This window comes from Streptomyces sp. NPDC126503 (assembly GCF_040302405.1).
GTDB classification, from domain to species: Bacteria; Actinomycetota; Actinomycetes; order Streptomycetales; family Streptomycetaceae; genus Streptomyces; species Streptomyces gulbargensis.
The window spans coordinates 19,568-35,819 of the sequence record NZ_JBEORS010000018.1; the positions used below are offsets into that span (position 1 = coordinate 19,568).

14 protein-coding genes are annotated in these 16,252 nt (G+C 73.8%); 7 read left to right on the top strand and 7 right to left on the bottom strand.

The genetic code is table 11. The annotated features are described in order from the left end of the window. Window positions 1–121: 121 nt before the first annotated feature. Window positions 122–1,507, top strand: coding sequence for a cysteine desulfurase/sulfurtransferase TusA family protein (locus ABTY40_RS22315; protein WP_352061133.1), 1,386 nt, complete (start codon window positions 122–124; stop codon window positions 1,505–1,507). Between the two features lie 50 nt (window positions 1,508–1,557). Here ABTY40_RS22315 and ABTY40_RS22320 read toward each other — a convergent pair whose 3' ends face one another. Beyond that, window positions 1,558–2,535, bottom strand: coding sequence for a carbohydrate kinase family protein (locus ABTY40_RS22320; RefSeq protein WP_352061134.1), 978 nt, complete (start codon window positions 2,533–2,535; stop codon window positions 1,558–1,560). 130 nt (window positions 2,536–2,665) lie between these two features. Between ABTY40_RS22320 and ABTY40_RS22325 the strand changes: the two genes are divergently transcribed. Both ABTY40_RS22325 and ABTY40_RS22330 read left to right on the top strand, forming a co-directional pair. Next, on the top strand, window positions 2,666–2,872 hold the full coding sequence (locus tag ABTY40_RS22325) for a hypothetical protein (RefSeq protein ID WP_345281234.1): 207 nt from the start codon (window positions 2,666–2,668) through the stop codon (window positions 2,870–2,872). A 62-nt stretch (window positions 2,873–2,934) separates the two neighbouring features. Beyond that, a complete protein-coding gene (locus ABTY40_RS22330) occupies window positions 2,935–4,356 on the top strand; it encodes a hypothetical protein (RefSeq protein ID WP_352061135.1) in 1,422 nt (473 codons plus the stop codon). A 68-nt stretch (window positions 4,357–4,424) separates the two neighbouring features. On the opposite strand, the gene ABTY40_RS22335 is transcribed toward ABTY40_RS22330, so the two are convergent. Then, on the bottom strand, window positions 4,425–4,781 hold the full coding sequence (locus ABTY40_RS22335) for an iron-sulfur cluster assembly accessory protein (protein WP_019885637.1): 357 nt from the start codon (window positions 4,779–4,781) through the stop codon (window positions 4,425–4,427). A 228-nt stretch (window positions 4,782–5,009) separates the two neighbouring features. Between ABTY40_RS22335 and nadA the strand changes: the two genes are divergently transcribed. After that, window positions 5,010–6,200: a quinolinate synthase NadA gene (nadA, locus tag ABTY40_RS22340; RefSeq protein WP_352061136.1), complete on the top strand. Its 1,191-nt coding sequence runs from the start codon at window positions 5,010–5,012 to the stop codon at window positions 6,198–6,200. Between the two features lie 79 nt (window positions 6,201–6,279). Here nadA and ABTY40_RS22345 read toward each other — a convergent pair whose 3' ends face one another. The 5 genes from ABTY40_RS22345 to ABTY40_RS22365 form a co-directional block, all read right to left on the bottom strand. Continuing rightward, window positions 6,280–9,468, bottom strand: a complete 3,189-nt coding sequence (locus tag ABTY40_RS22345; RefSeq protein ID WP_352061137.1) for an efflux RND transporter permease subunit — start codon at window positions 9,466–9,468, stop codon at window positions 6,280–6,282. Between the two features lie 183 nt (window positions 9,469–9,651). Continuing rightward, on the bottom strand, window positions 9,652–10,353 hold the full coding sequence (locus ABTY40_RS22350; RefSeq protein ID WP_352061138.1) for a response regulator: 702 nt from the start codon (window positions 10,351–10,353) through the stop codon (window positions 9,652–9,654). Next, a complete protein-coding gene (locus ABTY40_RS22355; RefSeq protein ID WP_502990641.1) occupies window positions 10,350–11,549 on the bottom strand; it encodes a sensor histidine kinase in 1,200 nt (399 codons plus the stop codon). The genes ABTY40_RS22350 and ABTY40_RS22355 overlap by 4 nt, the downstream gene beginning before the upstream one ends. Before the next feature lie 586 nt (window positions 11,550–12,135). Next, on the bottom strand, window positions 12,136–12,414 hold the full coding sequence (gene pspAA / locus ABTY40_RS22360) for a PspA-associated protein PspAA (RefSeq protein ID WP_352061140.1): 279 nt from the start codon (window positions 12,412–12,414) through the stop codon (window positions 12,136–12,138). Window positions 12,415–12,486: 72 nt separating this feature from the next. Next, window positions 12,487–13,284 carry a PspA/IM30 family protein gene (locus ABTY40_RS22365; RefSeq protein WP_352061141.1) on the bottom strand — a complete coding sequence of 266 codons (798 nt, stop codon included), beginning with the start codon at window positions 13,282–13,284 and terminating at the stop codon, window positions 12,487–12,489. Window positions 13,285–13,559: 275 nt separating this feature from the next. Here ABTY40_RS22365 and ABTY40_RS22370 point away from each other — a divergent pair, with 275 nt between their 5' ends. The 3 genes from ABTY40_RS22370 to ABTY40_RS22380 all read left to right on the top strand — a co-directional run bounded on the left by ABTY40_RS22370 (window position 13,560) and on the right by ABTY40_RS22380 (window position 16,190). Further along, window positions 13,560–14,165, top strand: a complete 606-nt coding sequence (locus ABTY40_RS22370; RefSeq protein WP_345285777.1) for a DUF3043 domain-containing protein — start codon at window positions 13,560–13,562, stop codon at window positions 14,163–14,165. 65 nt (window positions 14,166–14,230) lie between these two features. Next, window positions 14,231–15,004: a methyltransferase domain-containing protein gene (locus tag ABTY40_RS22375; protein ID WP_352061142.1), complete on the top strand. Its 774-nt coding sequence runs from the start codon at window positions 14,231–14,233 to the stop codon at window positions 15,002–15,004. Between the two features lie 121 nt (window positions 15,005–15,125). Continuing rightward, window positions 15,126–16,190, top strand: coding sequence for a S1C family serine protease (locus tag ABTY40_RS22380; RefSeq protein ID WP_352061143.1), 1,065 nt, complete (start codon window positions 15,126–15,128; stop codon window positions 16,188–16,190). Window positions 16,191–16,252: the final 62 nt, after the last annotated feature.

Below are 16,252 nucleotides of genomic sequence, written 5' to 3' on the forward strand. Positions count from 1 at the left end.
GGTTCCGGGAGGGGGTCCCCCGGCTCGGTCCGGGCCCTGCCGGCGCCGCGCGGGGGCGGTCTGACGCGGACTCACCCGGGTGGGGCGGGGCCGGCCCGCGCGCAGGCTCTACGGTGGGCGGATGCCGTACTTCGACGCCGCTTCGGCCGCCCCGCTGCACCCCGTCGCCCGCCAGGCCCTGCTGGCCTCCCTGGACGAGGGGTGGGCCGATCCGGCCCGGCTGTACCGGGAGGGACGGCGGGCCCGGATGCTGCTCGACGCGGCCCGGGAGGCGGCGGCGGAGGCGGTCGGGTGCCGTGCGGACGAGCTCGTGTTCACTCCTTCGGGTACCCGCGCGGTGCACACGGGCGTGTCGGGGGCGCTGGCCGGGCGCCGGCGGGTCGGGAACCGGCTCGTGGTCTCGGCCGTGGAGCACTCCTCCGTCCTGCACGCGGCCGAGGCGCACGCGGCGGCCGGCGGGTCGGTGACCGAGGTGCCGGTGGACCGGTGGGGCGCGGTGGAGGCGGGCGCGTTCGCGGCGGCGCTGGACGGGAGCACGGCACTGGCCTGTCTGCAGTCGGCCAACCACGAGGTGGGGACCGAGCAGCCGGTGGCCCGGGCCGCGGCGGCCTGCCGGGAGGCGGGGGTGCCGCTGCTCGTGGACGCGGCCCAGTCGCTGGCCTGGGGGCCGGTGGCGGAGGGCTGGTCGCTGCTCGCGGCGAGCGCGCACAAGTGGGGCGGGCCGGCGGGTGTGGGGCTGCTCGCGGTGCGCAAGGGCGTCCGGTTCGCCCCGCAAGGCCCCTCGGACGAGCGCGAGTCGGGCCGGGCGCCGGGCTTCGAGAACCTGCCGGCGATCGTGGCGGCGGCGGCCTCGCTGCGGGCGGTGCGGGCGGAGGCGGAGGCCGAGGGGGCGCGGCTGCGGGCGCTGGTGGACCGGATCCGGGCGCGGGTGCCGGAGCTGGTGCCGGACGTGGAGGTGGTGGGCGACCCGGTGCGCCGGCTCCCCCATCTCGTCACCTTCTCCTGTCTGTACGTGGACGGGGAGACGCTTCTGCACGAGCTGGACCGGGAGGGTTTCTCCGTTTCGTCCGGTTCGTCGTGCACGAGTTCGACGCTGACGCCCAGCCACGTGCTGCGGGCGATGGGGGTGCTGAGCGAGGGCAACGTACGGGTGTCGCTGCCGGCCGGGACGGCGGAGGAGGACGTGGACCGGTTCCTGGCCGTGCTGCCGGGGGTGGTCGCGGGGGTACGGGAGCGGCTGGGCGCCCCGGTCGCCGCCCCGGCCCCGGCGGCCGGGTCCGGCCCTCTGGTCGTGGACTCGCTCGGGAAGCGCTGCCCGATCCCTGTGATCGAGCTGGCCAAGGTGATCGGCGACGTACCGGTGGGCGGCACGGTCACCGTGCTCGCGGACGACGAGGCGGCGCGGCTGGACATCCCGGCGTGGTGCGAGATGCGGGGCCAGGAGTACGTGGGCGAGGAGCCGTCCCCGCGGGGCGGCACGGCCTACGTGGTGCGCCGCCTGGGCTGAGGCCGGCCCCGCGGGTCCGTGGGGGCGCGGGCCCCCACGGACGGGGGTTCTCAGACCGCGAGGTGGGCGCGGACCTCGGTGGCGGCCTCGTCGCCGTACGCCTTGGTGAAGCGCTCCATGAAGTGGGCGCGCTGCAGGGTGTACTCCTGGGTGCCGAGGGTCTCGATCACCAGGGTGGCGAGCATGCAGCCGACCTGCGCGGCGCGCTCCAGGCCGACGCCCCAGGACAGGCCGGTGAGGAAGCCGGCGCGGAAGGCGTCGCCGACACCGGTGGGGTCGACCTTGGCCTTCTCCTCCGGGCAGCCGACCTCGACGGGGGTCTCGCCGACGCGCTCGATGCGGACGCCGCGGGAGCCGAGGGTGGTCACGCGGTGGCCGACGCGGGAGAGGATCTCCTCGTCGGTCCAGCCGGTCTTCGACTCGATGAGGCCCTTCTCGTACTCGTTGGAGAAGAGGTAGGTGGCGCCGTCGAGGAGGGTGCGGATCTCGTCGCCGTTCATCCGCGCGATCTGCTGCGAGAAGTCGGCGGCGAAGGGGATCGCGCGGGCGCGGCACTCCTCGGTGTGGCGGAGCATCGCCTCGGGGTCGTCGGCGCCGATGAGGACCAGGTCGAGGCCGCCGACGCGGTCGGCGACGGCCTTGAGCTCGATGAGGCGGGCCTCGCTCATCGCTCCCGTGTAGAAGGAGCCGATCTGGTTGTGGTCCTTGTCGGTGGTGCAGACGAAGCGGGCGGTGTGCAGGACCTCGGAGATGCGCACCGAGTCGGTGTCGACGCCGTGCCGGTCGAGCCAGGCGCGGTACTCGTCGAAGTCGTAGCCGGCGGCGCCCACGAGGATGGGGCGGCCGCCGAGCTGGCCCATGCCGAAGCAGATGTTCGGTCCGACGCCGCCGCGGCGGACGTCGAGGTTGTCGACGAGGAAGGAGAGCGACACCGTGTGGAGCTGGTCGGCCACGAGCTGGTCGGCGAACCGGCCGGGGAAGGTCATGAGGTGGTCGGTGGCGATGGAGCCGGTGACTGCGATACGCACGGCGGGGTGCTCCTGCGGGAAGGCGGTAATGACAGTTCACGCTACCGGGTGGGAACGGTCCTGCCGAACAGTGGAAACTACCCCAGAGTAGGGCTTTTCTCCGGGCACGGGTGGTGCATACGGTGCGGCCATGACGACGTACCCCGCTTCCCGTGAGCGTCACGAGTCCGAGCTGAGCCTCGCCGAGCTGCGCGGAGCCGGCGCCCGGATGGCCCCGCACTGGGTGACCCCCGCCGACCCCGCGCCGGCGCCGGTCTCCCCCGCCCTCATCCACGGCGTGGACGTTCCGGCGGCCTCGGCGCGGCTGATCGGCGCCACCGCCGAGTACGGCGACTGACGGAACCGCCGGCGCGTCCGCTCCGTCCCACCGGTGTCCGATCGACACGAGGGAGCGTTGCGGTGAGCGATACGGAGAACGGGCGGAGGCGGCGGACGCTGCTCACCGCCTCGGTGGCGGCGGGTGTGCTGCTCGCCGGTGGCGGTGGCGTGTACCTGGCGGGCTCCGCCTCCGGTGAGGACTCCCGTCCCGCCGCGTCCCCGGCGCCGGGGACGGCGGGCGGCGGCACCCCGGGGAGTCCGGACGGCGCGTCCGGGATCGCCCCGGGTGAGCCCGACCCGGGCGGCGGCCCCGCGGGCACCGTCTACACAGCCAAGGGCCCACTCCCCCAGGGGCCCTCCTCGGCCGCGGTCCACCGGCCCGAGGGCCTGGTCACCTCGGCGGAGGTGACCAGGCTGGCCGCGGCACTCGGCGTGCCCGGCACCCCCGTCCTGGAGGGGAAGGTCTGGACGGTCCGGCCGGAGAAGGACGCCACGGGGCCGCGCCTGGACGTGACCCGGGCGGCCCCCGGGAGCTGGACGTACTCCTGGCAGCGCGGCGGCCCGGTGGGCGACGCCTGCCTCAAGGGCCCGGCCTGCCCGCCGCCGGGCGAGGGGCAGTCCCCGATCGGCCGCGGTACGCCGGTGAGCGAGGCGGCGGCGAAGGCCGCGGCGGCCCCGGTCCTGAAGGCGCTCGGGCAGGACGGCGCCAAGGTGCGGGCGACGCAGGTGATGGACGGCTCGGTCCGGGTGGTGAACGCCGATCCGGTCGTGGGCGGGCTGCCGACGTACGGCTGGTCGACGGGGCTGCACATCGGGCCGGACGGACGGCCGGTCGCGGGCAGCGGGATGCTCAAGGAACCGGTGCGGGGCGAGACGCGGCCGGTGGTGCCGGCGGAGAAGGCCCTGGCGCAGCTGAACGAGGCGTCGAAGGGGACCGGTCCGATCGGCATCGGGGGCTGCGCGACCGACCCGCCGGCCGTGGAGGGCGACGGGCGGGCCGAACCGGCCGTACCGTGTCCGCCGTCGGAGCCCGTCGCGCCCCGGGAGGTGCCGGTGACGGGTGCGGTGCTCGGCCTCGCGGCGCAGGACGAGGCGGGCGAGCGGCTGCTGGTGCCGACCTGGCTGTTCACGGCGGACCCGGCGGACGCCGCGCCGTACACGGTGACCCGGTCGGCCGTGGTGCCGGAGGGGGCGGAGCCGCCCGCGACGGGCGCGCCGGAGGAGGGCACGGCGCCGGTGCGGAAGGTGGAGTCGTACCGGACGGACGCCGGCGGCCGGAAGCTGACCGTCTCCTTCTGGGGCGGGGTGTGCAGCACCTACACGGCGGCCGCCGAGGAGACCGGCGGGAAGGTCGCGGTGCGGATCTCCGAGAAGCCGATCGACCCGGACCGGATGTGCGTCATGGTCGCCAAGGAGATCAGCCTGACGGTGACCCTGGACGCGCCGCTGGGCGGCCGGGCCGTGGTGGACGCGGAGAGCGGGCAGGCCGTGCCGCGTCGCTGAGGGCGGCGGAGCATGCGTGAGGGCGGCAGCCCGGGAGGTCCCGGGCCGCCGCCCTCACGTACGCGCGCTTAGCTGAACGAGTCGCCGCAGGCGCAGGAGCCCGTGGCGTTCGGGTTGTCGATCGTGAAGCCCTGCTTCTCGATGGTGTCGACGAAGTCGATCGACGCACCGCCCAGGTACGGGGCGCTCATGCGGTCGGTGACGACCTTGACGCCACCGAAGTCCTTGACGACGTCCCCGTCGAGCGAGCGCTCGTCGAAGAACAGCTGGTAACGCAGGCCGGAGCAGCCGCCGGGCTGAACGGCGACGCGCAGGGCCAGGTCGTCGCGGCCTTCCTGGTCGAGCAGGGCCTTGACCTTTGCCGCGGCGGCGTCGGACAGGAGGATGCCGTCGCTGACAGTGGTCTTCTCGTCCGATACGGACATCTGCTTCTCTCCCGGGTTGTACGGAGACTGCTTGCCGACGGTTGCAACCGGCGGTGTCCCGGATTCATTCCGGGGCGAGCGGGGTCTTTCTCCTTTCATGCTCGCACACCCTGTCCAGAGGAGCGGAAAGGCGAATGCGTCACATCGACACTATGGACATCGTCAATCTGACGTGAACCGGTTATGATAGATAACGTCATTTAGACGAAAAGGTTCCCCCTAGAAAGGGTGCGTGACGTGACCACCGCCCAGACCCCCCTGGACGTCCAGCCGACGCCGCTCGCCCTGCTGCTGCTCGGCCGTGAGGCCGACCCCAAGAGCGAGCGCGGCGTGGAGTGCCCGGGCGACCTGCCGTCGCCCTCCGACCCGGACCTGGTGGAGCGCGCCCGCGCGGCCAAGGAGAAGCTCGGGGACAAGGTCTTCGTGCTCGGCCACCACTACCAGCGCGACGAGGTCATCCAGTTCGCGGACGTCACCGGTGACTCCTTCAAGCTCGCCCGTGACGCCGCCGCGAAGCCGGAGGCCGAGTACATCGTCTTCTGCGGCGTGCACTTCATGGCCGAGTCGGCGGACATCCTGACCGGCGACGACCAGAAGGTCGTCCTGCCGGACCTGGCGGCCGGCTGCTCGATGGCCGACATGGCCACCGCCGAGCAGGTCGCCGAGTGCTGGGACGTGCTGACCGAGGCGGGCATCGCCGAGCAGGTCGTGCCCGTCTCGTACATGAACTCCTCGGCCGACATCAAGGCCTTCACCGGCAAGCACGGGGGCACGATCTGCACCTCGTCCAACGCCGAGCGGGCCCTGAAGTGGGCCTTCGAGCAGGGCGAGAAGGTCCTGTTCCTGCCGGACCAGCACCTGGGCCGCAACACCGCCGTCCGCGACATGGGCACGTCGCTGGACGACTGCGTGGTCTACAACCCGCACAAGCCGAACGGCGGACTGACCGCCGAGGAGCTGCGCGCCGCCAAGATGATCCTGTGGCGCGGGCACTGCTCGGTGCACGGCCGCTTCTCGCTGGACTCGGTCAACGACGTGCGCGAGCGCATCCCGGGCGTCAACGTCCTGGTCCACCCCGAGTGCAAGCACGAGGTCGTCGCCGCCGCGGACTACGTCGGCTCGACGGAGTACATCATCAACACCCTGGAGGCGGCCCCGGCCGGCTCGAAGTGGGCGATCGGCACCGAGCTGAACCTGGTCCGCCGCCTGGCGAACCGTTACGCCGACCAGGGCAAGGAGATCGTCTTCCTCGACAAGACGGTCTGCTTCTGCTCGACCATGAACCGGATCGACCTGCCGCACCTGGTGTGGGCCCTGGAGTCGCTGGCCGAGGGCAAGCTGGTCAACCAGATCCAGGTCGACAAGGAGACCGAGAGCTTCGCCAAGCTCGCCCTGGAGCGGATGCTGGCGCTGCCGTAACGGTTCTCCACCCCGTACGACGCCGAGGGGCGCCCCGCGAGACCGCGGGGCGCCCCTCTTCGCGTACCGGCGCGCGAACTCAGTCCAGGAGGTCCAGCAGGGTCGCGTCCACCGGGGTGACGTCCGGCTGCTCCGGGTCGTCCGTCCGGTCGCCCTCCTTCCGCTTCCCTGCGCCCTTCTTCAGGGTCACCTTCGCCCCCCTCTTCGCCGCCTTCTTCCTGGCGCGGCGCTCCTTGCGGAGCTCCACCATCGCGTAGAGCGTCGGCACGAGCAGCAGGGTCAGCAGCGTCGAGGAGATCAGGCCGCCGATCACCACGACCGCCAGCGGCTTGGCGATGAAACCGCCCTCGCCGGTGATGCCGAGGGCCATCGGCAGCAGGGCGAAGATCGTCGCCAGGGCGGTCATCAGGATCGGCCGCAGCCGGTGCCGGCCGCCCTCGACCACCGCTTCGACGACGCCGAGGCCCTGGGCCCGGTACTGGTTGACCAGGTCGATCAGGACGATCGCGTTCGTCACGACGATGCCGATGAGCATCAGCATGCCGATCATCGCCGGGACGCCCATCGCGGTGCCGGTGAGCACCAGCAGGCCGAGGGCGCCGGTGGCCGCGAACGGGATGGACACCAGCAGGATCAGCGGCTGGATCAGCGACCGGAAGGTCGCGACCAGGAGCATGAAGACCAGCGCGACGGCCGCGAGCATCGCCAGGAACAGGTTGGCGAAGGCGTCCGACTGGTCCTCGGTCACCCCGCCGATGGTGGCGGTGGCGCCCTCGGGCAGGTCCAGTTCCTTCAGCTTCGTCTGCAGCGCGGCGCTGACGGCACCGGTGTTGTCGCCGGTCGGCTTGGCGGTCACGGTCGCCGCGCGGGCGCCGTCGATCCGGGTCATGGAGACCGGGCCGGGGACCAGCTCCACGGTGGCGACGTCACCGAGCCGCACCGGGCCGAGCGGCAGGGCCCGCAGCTCGGCGAGGGTGGTGGCCGGCTGCGCCGCGGTGAGCACGACGTCCCGCTCGGTGTCGCCGAGGACCGCCTTGGCGGCCGGGGTGCCGCGGACGGCCTGGGCCACGGCCATACCGAGGGAGGCGTTGTCGAAGCCGGCGTCGGCCGCCCGCTGGTTCGCCCGTACGGAGATCCGCGGGACGGACTGCGCCAGGTCGCTCTGCACGTCGGTGACGTCCTTCAGACCGGCGACGGCGGCCCGCACCTGCTCGGCGGCCTGCTTCAGGACCTCCGGGTCACCGGCCTTCACCGTGACGCCGATGTCCTGGCTGCCGAAGCCGTCGCCCGCCGAGATGGTGGTGTCACCGATGCCGTCGAGGGCGCCGAGCGCCGTGTCGAGGGCGTCCCGCGTCGCCTCGTACGAGGCGGAGTCCTCCAGGGCGACCCGGTACGAGGCCTGGTTCGCGCCGGTGCCGCCGCCGAAGGCGGCCATCAGGCCCGAGGAGCCGACGGTGACCTGGTAGTCCCTGACCCCCTCGGTGCGGGCGAGGACCTGCTCGACCTTCCGCGCGGCCGCGTCGGCGGAGGCGAGGGAGGTGCCGGGCGGCAGTTCCTGGCGGACGGTGAGGACCTCCTGCTCGCCCGGGTCGAAGAAGTTCGTCTTGAGGAGCGGCGTCATGCCGAAGGTGCCCACCAGGACGACCAGGGCGATGGCCACGCTGGTGAGACGGCGGCGGGTCGCGAACCGCAGCACCCGTACGTACAGGCGCTGGAGCCGCCCCTTCGCCTCCTTCTCCTCGGCCCGCCTGCGGGCTTCCTCCGGGTCCTTCGCGGTGCCCTTGGGGGCCCGCAGGAACCAGTACGAGAGGACCGGGATCACCGTCAGGGAGACCAGCAGCGAGGCGAGCAGGGCGGCGGTGACCGTCAGCGAGAAGGAACCGAACAGCTCACCGACCATGCCGCCGACGAACGCGATCGGCAGGAAGACGGCGACGGTGGTGAGGGTGGAGGAGGTGACCGCGCCCGCCACCTCGCGCACGGCGGTGAGGATCGCGGCCCTGCGCTCCTCGCCGTACCCGAGGTGCCGCTTGATGTTCTCCAGGACCACGATCGAGTCGTCGACGACCCGGCCGATGGCGATGGTGAGCGCGCCGAGGGTCAGCATGTTGAGCGAGAGGTCCCGGCTCCACAGCACCAGCAGCGCGAGCACGACCGAGAGCGGGATGGAGACGGCGGTCACCAGGGTCGAGCGGACCGAGGTGAGGAAGACCAGGATCACCAGGACGGCCATGACGAGGCCGAGCGCGCCCTCGGTGGTCAGGCCGGAGACCGACTTGGCGACGGCCGGGCCCTGGTCGGAGACCACGGTCAGCTCGGCGCCCGGGCCCAGCGCGCGGCGCAGGTCGGGCAGCTGCTCGGCGACGGCCTCGGAGATGGCGACGGCGCTGCCGTCCTTGTCCATGGTGGCCATGACGGCGAGGCTGGGCCTGCCGTTGGTACGGGTCAGGGAGACGCGCCGCGCCTCCTCCTGCGTCACGGTGGCCACGTCACCGAGCCGGACCGCCCGGCCCTTGCCGGGCACGGCCGGCGGGATGCGCAGGTCCTCGATCTGGCGCAGGGAGGTGTAGCCGCCACCGACCTGGACGGTGCGGCTCATGCCGTCCTCGGCGAAGGAGCCGGCCGGGACGGTGCCACCGCCGGCGCGGAGGGCCTCGGCCAGCTTCATGGTGCTGAGGCCGGCCGCGGCGAGCCGGCGCTCGTCCGGGGTGACGGAGACCTGGAGGTCCTGGACGCCGTCGACGGTGACCTGGCCGACGCCCTCGATGTCCTGCAGGGCGGGGACCACGGTCCGCTCGAGCTGGTCGGCCAGCGCCTGCTGGTCCTTGCCGGAGGTCGCGGCGAGGACGACGGTCGGGATGTCGTCGGTGGAGCCGGCCACGACCTGCGGGTCCACGCCGTCGGGCAGCTGGGCCCGGGCGCGGTTGACGGCCTGCTGGACGTCGGCGACGAGCTGCTTCGTGGACTCGTCCCCGTAGTCGAAGGAGGCCATCACGACGGCGCTGCCCTCGGAGGCGGTGGAGGTGACCGACTTCAGGCCGTCGACGGCCTTCAGCCCGTTCTCCAGCGGCTCGACGACCTGCTTCTCCACCACCTCAGGGGAAGCGCCCTGGTAGGGGGCGAGGACCGAGACCACGGGGAGCTCGATCGAGGGCAGGAGCTGCTGTTTCAGCTGCGGTATCGCGATCGCGCCGAACACGATCGCGACGAGGGACATCAGACCGATCAGGGCCCGTTGCGCGAGGCTGAATCTGGACAGCCAGGACATGGGGACTCACTTCCGTGGCGTACTCGTCGGCGGGCGGGCACGACCTCGGTACCCCCCGGCTCCACCTTCGGTGATCCGCGCCGCGAATTCCTCGCCCGCCGGGTCCACTTCGCCGGTCCGCGCATACCGCGCCTGGAGTACGCGGGCCTCCGCCCGAATGACCGCCCGGCCCCGGTGCGACCCTCAGTCCCGGCCCGGCTCGACCCGGGGACGGACCAGACCGGACTCGTAGGCGGTGACCACCAGCTGGGCGCGGTCGCGGGCGCCGATCTTGGCCATGGTCCGGTTCACATGGGTCTTCACGGTGAGCGGGCTGACGTCGAGGCGCTCGGCGATCTCGTCGTTGGACAGTCCGCCCGCGACCAGGACGAGCACCTCGCGTTCGCGGGCGGTGAGGGCGCCGAGCCGCTCGGAGCGGCCCGGGCCGCCGGAGGGGTCGGCGGCCGTGGCCGCGCCCTGTGCGAGGAAGGTGGCGATGAGGCCCTTGGTGGCGGCCGGGGAGAGCAGGGCCTCGCCGGCGTGGGCGACCCGGATGGCACCGAGCAGTTCCTCCGGTTCGGCGCCCTTGCCGAGGAAGCCGGAGGCTCCGGCGCGCAGCGACTCCACCACGTACTCGTCGACCTCGAAGGTGGTCAGCATGACGATCCGCACGTCCGCCAGGCCGGGGTCGGCGGTGATCGCCCGGGTGGCGGCGAGGCCGTCGGTGCCCGGCATCCGGATGTCCATGAGGACGACGTCGGGCCGCTCGGCGCGGGCGAGGGTGAGGGCCTCGGCGCCGTCGGCGGCCTCGCCGACCACCTCCATGTCGGGCTCGGAGTTCACCAGGACCTTGAAGGCGCTGCGCAGCAGGGCCTGGTCGTCGGCGAGGAGTACCCGGATCGTCATGTGTCCTCCCCCGTGCGGGACGTCACCGGCAGTATCGCCTGCACCCGGAAGCCGCCGCCGTAGCGGGGTGCGGCGGTGAGGGTGCCGCCGAGGGCGGTGACCCGCTCGCGCATGCCGAGGAGGCCGTGCCCGCCGCCGCCCCCCGCGGGTCCTCCGGCGGGCGGGGCGCCGTCGTCCAGGACGGTGATCTCGACGGTACGGCCCACCCGGACCACGCTCACCTCCGCGCGGGCGTCGGGCCCCGCGTGCTTGCGCACGTTGGTGAGGGCCTCCTGGACGATCCGGTACGCGGCCAGGTCGACGGTCGCGGGCAGCGGGACCTCGCCGCCCGCGCGGGCCAGGGTGACCGGGAGGCCGGCCTTGCGGAAGCCGTCCAGCAGCCCGTCGAGGTCGGCGAGGCCGGGCGCGGGCTCGGTGGGGGCCGCCGGGTCGCCGGACTGCCGCAGCAGGCCGACGGTGGCGCGCAGCTCGTCCAGGGCGGAGCGGCTGGCCTCCCGGACGTGGGCGAGCGCCTCTTTGGCCTGGTCGGGGCGCCGGTCCATGACGTGGGCGGCGACGCCGGCCTGGACGTTCACCAGGGCGATGTGGTGGGCGACGACGTCGTGGAGGTCGCGGGCGATCCGCAGCCGCTCCTCCGCGACCCGGCGGCGGGCCTCCTCCTCGCGGGTGCGTTCGGCCCGCTCGGCGCGCTCCCGGATGGCGTGCACGAACGCGCGGCGGCTGCGGACGGCGTCCCCCGCCGCGGCGGCCATGCCGGTCCACGCGAACACGCCGAGGTTCTCCTGCGCGTACCAGGGGGTCGGGCCGAAGGCCATGGCGGCGGCGGTGAGCACGGTCATGGTGGCCAGGCCGAAGCGCCAGGTGGTGGGCCGGTCGGTGCGCGAGGCGACGGTGTAGAGCGCCATGACGGCGCTCATGGTGACGGGGGCGGGCCGGGTGTCGGCGGCGAGCTCCACGAGGCTGCTCGCCACGGTGAACGCGAGCACGGCGAAGGGCCTGCGGCGGCGCAGCACCAGCGCGGCGGCGCCGGCCCCCATGACGAGCACGCCCCGGCCGGTGGGGGCGCGCTCGCCGAAGGTGGGGCCGGTGGGACTGCCGTGCGGGTCGGTGAAGGAGGCGGCGACCATGCAGACGAGGACACCGAGCGCGAGGACGGCGTCGAAGGCGAGCGGATGCGCCGCGAACCACGCGCGCAGCCGGGCGGCGGGCGCCTGCGGCGGGCGGGCGGGCCCGCCGGCGGGAGCTTGCGGCGGCACGGCCGGAGGGGACGCCGCCGGGGCCGGGGGGACGGGGGCCGGAGCGGTGGACCTCCCTCCGGCGGAGGGGCGGCCTCGGCGCGCGGGCCCGGTGGGTGCGGGAGCCTGCCGGGGGCGTACGGGAGCGGGCCCGGGCGTGGAGCCGGGAGCCCCCGGCGACGCGGACGGCGGAGGTGCCGCCGGGGTCGGGGCGGCGGAGCCGGCGGCGGTCGCGCCGCCGGACGCCGGACCGTCCCCGGCCGGGCTCGCGGACGTCCGGTCGGCGGCCTGAGGGGCGTCGGGCCCGTCCGCGCGGGACGCGCCCTCCGGCTCCGGGCCGGGGGCGGTCCGGTCGTCGGGGGCCGGGCCGAGTGCGGGATCGGCGAGGGTCACATCGGGAAACGGTACGGGGAACGGCCGGGGGCCCCGCCACCGTGTCGGTGGCGGGGCCCCCGGCCGTACGCGCCCTGTCGCCGGGAAGCGGGCCGTCACCCGACGGCATCCCCGACACCGTCCGGCGCCCGAAGGCATCCCCCGTACCGGTCCGTCAGCCCGGGAAGAAGCCGTCGTCCGTGAGCATCTCGCGGACCTCGTCCAGGCTCGCGCCCGCCGCCGGAAGGATCAGCTCCGACGGCTCCAGGGAGTCGTCGGGCAGCGGCACCCCGACCTTGCGGACCCCGTCGAGCAGGGCGCCCAGGGTGCGGCGGAAGCCGTCCTCGTCCCCCGACTCCATCTCTGCGAGCAGCTCGTCGTCGAGCGCGTTCAGCTCGGCGAAGTTGCTGTCGGCCAGCTTCCACTGGCCCTCCCCCATGATCCGTACGATCATGTCGCGTCCTTCGGGTCGCAAAGCGGCCGGTCGCCGCCGGTGCGGATGCCTGCCCCTCGGCGGGCCTGGGGCCTACTGCTTGTCGAAACGCGGGTGGGACTGGGACTGCGGGACCTGCTGCGTACCGGCCGCGCCGCCCTCGATCGCCTGCTGCTGCGCGGAGGAACCGCCGGCCAGCTCGGCCTTCATGCGCTGGAGCTCCAGCTCGACGTCCGTGCCGCCGGAGAGCCGGTCCAGCTCGGCCTGGATGTCGTCCTTGGCCAGGCCCGACTGGTCGTCGAGCGCGCCCGAGGCGAGGAGCTCGTCGATCGCGCCGGCGCGCGCCTGGAGCTGCGCCGTCTTGTCCTCGGCACGCTGGATCGCGAGGCCGACGTCGCTCATCTCCTCCGAGATGCCGGAGAAGGACTCCGCGATCCGGGTCTGCGCCTGGGCGGCGGTGTAGGTGGCCTTGATGGTCTCCTTCCGGGTGCGGAAGGCGTCGACCTTGGCCTGGAGCCGCTGGGAGGCGAGGGTGAGCTTCTCCTCCTCCCCCTGCAGCGTCTGGTGCTGCACCTGAAGGTCGCTGACCTGCTGCTGGAGCGCGGCCCTGCGGGACAGCGCCTCACGGGCAAGGTCCTCGCGGCCGAGCGCCAGCGCCTTGCGGCCCTGGTCCTCCAGCTTGGCGGACTGGTTCTGCAGCTGGTTCAGCTGGAGTTCGAGCCGCTTGCGGGAGGTCGCGACGTCGGCGACGCCCCGGCGCACCTTCTGCAGCAGCTCCAGCTGCTTCTGGTAGGAGTAGTCGAGCGTCTCGCGCGGGTCCTCGGCCCGGTCAAGGGCCTTGTTCGCCTTCGCGCGGAAGATCATCCCCATACGCTTCATGACACCGCTCATGGGCTTCGCGCGCCCCCTTCTGACGGACTCGGCACCAGCTCTATCGACAGGATCCACAGTACGGGCCCTGTCTCCATTACCGCACTGTTCGGAGCCGGATGCGCTCCTCCCCAAGGACGACTGCGCGGCTCCTCCCCTCCGGCCCAGGGAGTAGACGGATCTCGGGGTGGACCCGCGTCCGTACCCTCCCCCGTGGGAGGGAGGACGCACTCCGTTAGCCGATCGTTCCCGCCCGGGCTGGGGTCCATGCCCGCCACCCCGTACCCTTGGGTTTTGTGTTCCGTAGCCGTTCGAAGGACGAGAAGGCCCCCACCGAGAAGGTGACGGCGGACCTTTCCCCCCAGCAGCCCCGCGACCCCCAGGCCCCCAAGGGCCGCCCGACCCCGAAGCGGAGTGAGGCCCAGTCGCAGCGCCGCCGCGCGCAGTCCACGCCGCTCGACCGCAAGGAGGCCGCCAAGCGTCAGCGCGAGGCGCGCCGGGCCGATCTGGCCCGTCAGCGCGAGGCGCTGGCGAGCGGCGACGAGCGTTACCTGCCGGTCCGTGACAAGGGACCGGTCCGCCGATTCGTGCGCGACTTCGTCGACTCGCGCTTCGCGATCGCCGAGTTCTTCCTGCCGATGGCGGTCGTGATCCTGGTGCTGTCGCTGTTCGGCAACGCCAACCGGTCGCTCCAGAACATCTCGCTGCTGCTCTGGCTCGGTGTGATCATCCTGATCGTCATCGACTCGATCGGCATCTCCATCCGGCTGCGGAAGCAGCTCAACGAGCGCTTCCCGAACGAGCCGAAGCGCGGCGCCGTGGCCTACGGCCTGATGCGTACGCTCCAGATGCGCCGCCTGCGACTTCCGAAGCCGCAGGTCAAGCGCGGAGAGCGGCCCTGAGCGCCGACCGGTCGGCCCCGGAGCACGTCACCCCGGACGGGGGCGCGCCCGAGGGGGGCGGCCCCGTGCTGCCCGCCGGGCACTGGCCGTCCGGCCACGGCGGGCTGCGCGACACTGTCCGGCAGGAGCTGGTCGCCCGCCAGGTCGACGAGCAGATAGCCGCCCGCTACCCGGTGGGGCAGCGGCTGCGGATCCTCGACGCCGGCATGGGCCCGGGGACGCAGGCGCTGCGGCTCGCCCGGGCCGGGCACACGGTGACCGGCCTGGAGGCCGATCCGGATCTGCTGAAGGCGGCGCGTGAGTCGCTGGCGACCGAGCCGGCCGGGATCCGCGAGCGGGTCCGGCTGATCGAGGGGGACGGACGCGAGACCGGCGTCCACTTCATGCCGGGCAGCTTCGACGTGGTCCTGTGCCACGGGGTGCTCATGTACGCCGACGAGCCGGACGCGCTGCTCGCCGGGCTCGCCCGGATGCTGGCGCCCGGGGGCCTGCTCTCCCTGGTCGTGCGGAACGCGGACGCCCTGGCCATGCGGCCGGGGCTGGCCGGGGACTGGCCGGGCGCGCTCGCCGGTTTCGAGTCGGACGTCTACACGAACGACGACGGGGTGAAGGTGCGGGCGGACCGGCTGGAGGCGCTGGCGGCGACGCTCGCCGGGATCGCGGCGCCGCTGCACGCCTGGTACGGGGTGCGGGTCTTCACCGACGGCATCCCGCCCGAGCGGGGCCTTCCGGCGGCGGACGAGCTGGACCGGCTGCTGGCCGCCGAGGACCGGGCCGGAAGATCGGATCCGTACCGGCGGGTCGCCGGACTGCTGCATCTGTGCGGGGTCCGCGGCTGACCACCGCGCCGACGGCGACGGCCGGGCTCCCGGCCCGTACCCGTACCCCCGCCTTCCGCGCCCACACCTGATCGGATGCGTCCACCGGGCCGCCCACGGGGCGGAATCGGATACTCCGGACATGGACGTATCCCGTGCCCGACGCCTTCCGCCCCCGCTCGCCGCCGGGCTGTGCGCCATCGCGCTGCTCGGCGGCTGCTCCCCCGCCGGCGGCGGGACGGCCGCCCCCGAGCGCTCCACGCAGGCGGCGGCGCCGGTCGCCGCCCGTGACCTGGAGGACGACTACCGGCAGGTGATCCGGGACGTGCTGCCGTCGGTCGTCCAGATCGACGCGACGAACGGTCTCGGCTCCGGGGTGGTCTACGACACCAGGGGGCACATCGTCACCAACGCGCACGTGGTGGGCCGGGAGCGGAGCTTCAAGGTGACGGCGGCGACCGGCGGCCAGCCGGTGACGGCACGGCTCGTCTCCTCGTACCCCGAGCAGGATCTCGCGGTCCTCAAGCTGGACAGCGTGCCGAAGGGGCTCAAGGCCGCCCGGTTCGGCGACTCCGCGAAGGTGGACATGGGGCAGATCGTGCTCGCCATGGGGTCGCCGCTCGGCCTGTCGGGCAGTGTCACGCAGGGCATCGTCTCGGCGACCGGCCGGACGGTCAGCGAGGGCCGCACGGGCGGCGGCACGGGCGCGACCATCGGGAACATGGTGCAGACCTCGGCCGCGATCAACCCCGGCAACAGCGGGGGCGCCCTGGTGAACCTGGACAGCGAGGTCATCGGCATCCCGACGCTGGCGGCCACCGCCCCCGAACTGGGCGGGGGTTCGGCGCCCGGCATCGGCTTCGCGATCCCGGCTTCCATGGTGCGGACGATCGCGGACCAGATCATCCGCGACGGCAGGGTGACCGACTCGGGCCGGGCGGCCCTGAACATCACCGGACGGACGGTCCTCAGCGACGACTACGACCCGGCGGGCGTGGCCGTCGTCGAGGCGCCCGCGAACGGCGCGGCGGGCGCGGCGGGTCTGCGCCCCGGCGACGTCATCACCCGGATCGGCGACGACGAGATCACCACCATCACCTCCCTCGCGGAGGCCCTGGCCTCCCGCGAACCGGGCGAGAAGGTGACGGTGACGTACGTGCGGGGGACGGAGACGCGCCGCGCGGAGGTCACGCTCGGCGAGATGTGACCCCGCCGGCGAAGGTGGCGGTGCCGGTACGGGAGCGGGGCCGCCGCCCCCGTACCGGCCAC

Excerpts from the sequence above, each read along its gene's own strand:
- ABTY40_RS22335 (WP_019885637.1), bottom strand. The coding sequence starts at position 4,781 with ATGTCCGTATCGGACGAGAAGACCACTGTCAGCGACGGCATCCTCCTG.
- pspAA (WP_352061140.1), bottom strand. The coding sequence starts at position 12,414 with ATGATCGTACGGATCATGGGGGAGGGCCAGTGGAAGCTGGCCGACAGC.
- ABTY40_RS22365 (WP_352061141.1), bottom strand. The coding sequence starts at position 13,284 with ATGAGCGGTGTCATGAAGCGTATGGGGATGATCTTCCGCGCGAAGGCG.
- ABTY40_RS22380 (WP_352061143.1), top strand. The coding sequence starts at position 15,126 with ATGGACGTATCCCGTGCCCGACGCCTTCCGCCCCCGCTCGCCGCCGGG.
- ABTY40_RS22350 (WP_352061138.1), bottom strand. The coding sequence starts at position 10,353 with ATGACGATCCGGGTACTCCTCGCCGACGACCAGGCCCTGCTGCGCAGC.
- ABTY40_RS22345 (WP_352061137.1), bottom strand. The coding sequence starts at position 9,468 with ATGTCCTGGCTGTCCAGATTCAGCCTCGCGCAACGGGCCCTGATCGGT.
- ABTY40_RS22315 (WP_352061133.1), top strand. The coding sequence starts at position 122 with ATGCCGTACTTCGACGCCGCTTCGGCCGCCCCGCTGCACCCCGTCGCC.
- ABTY40_RS22325 (WP_345281234.1), top strand. The coding sequence starts at position 2,666 with ATGACGACGTACCCCGCTTCCCGTGAGCGTCACGAGTCCGAGCTGAGC.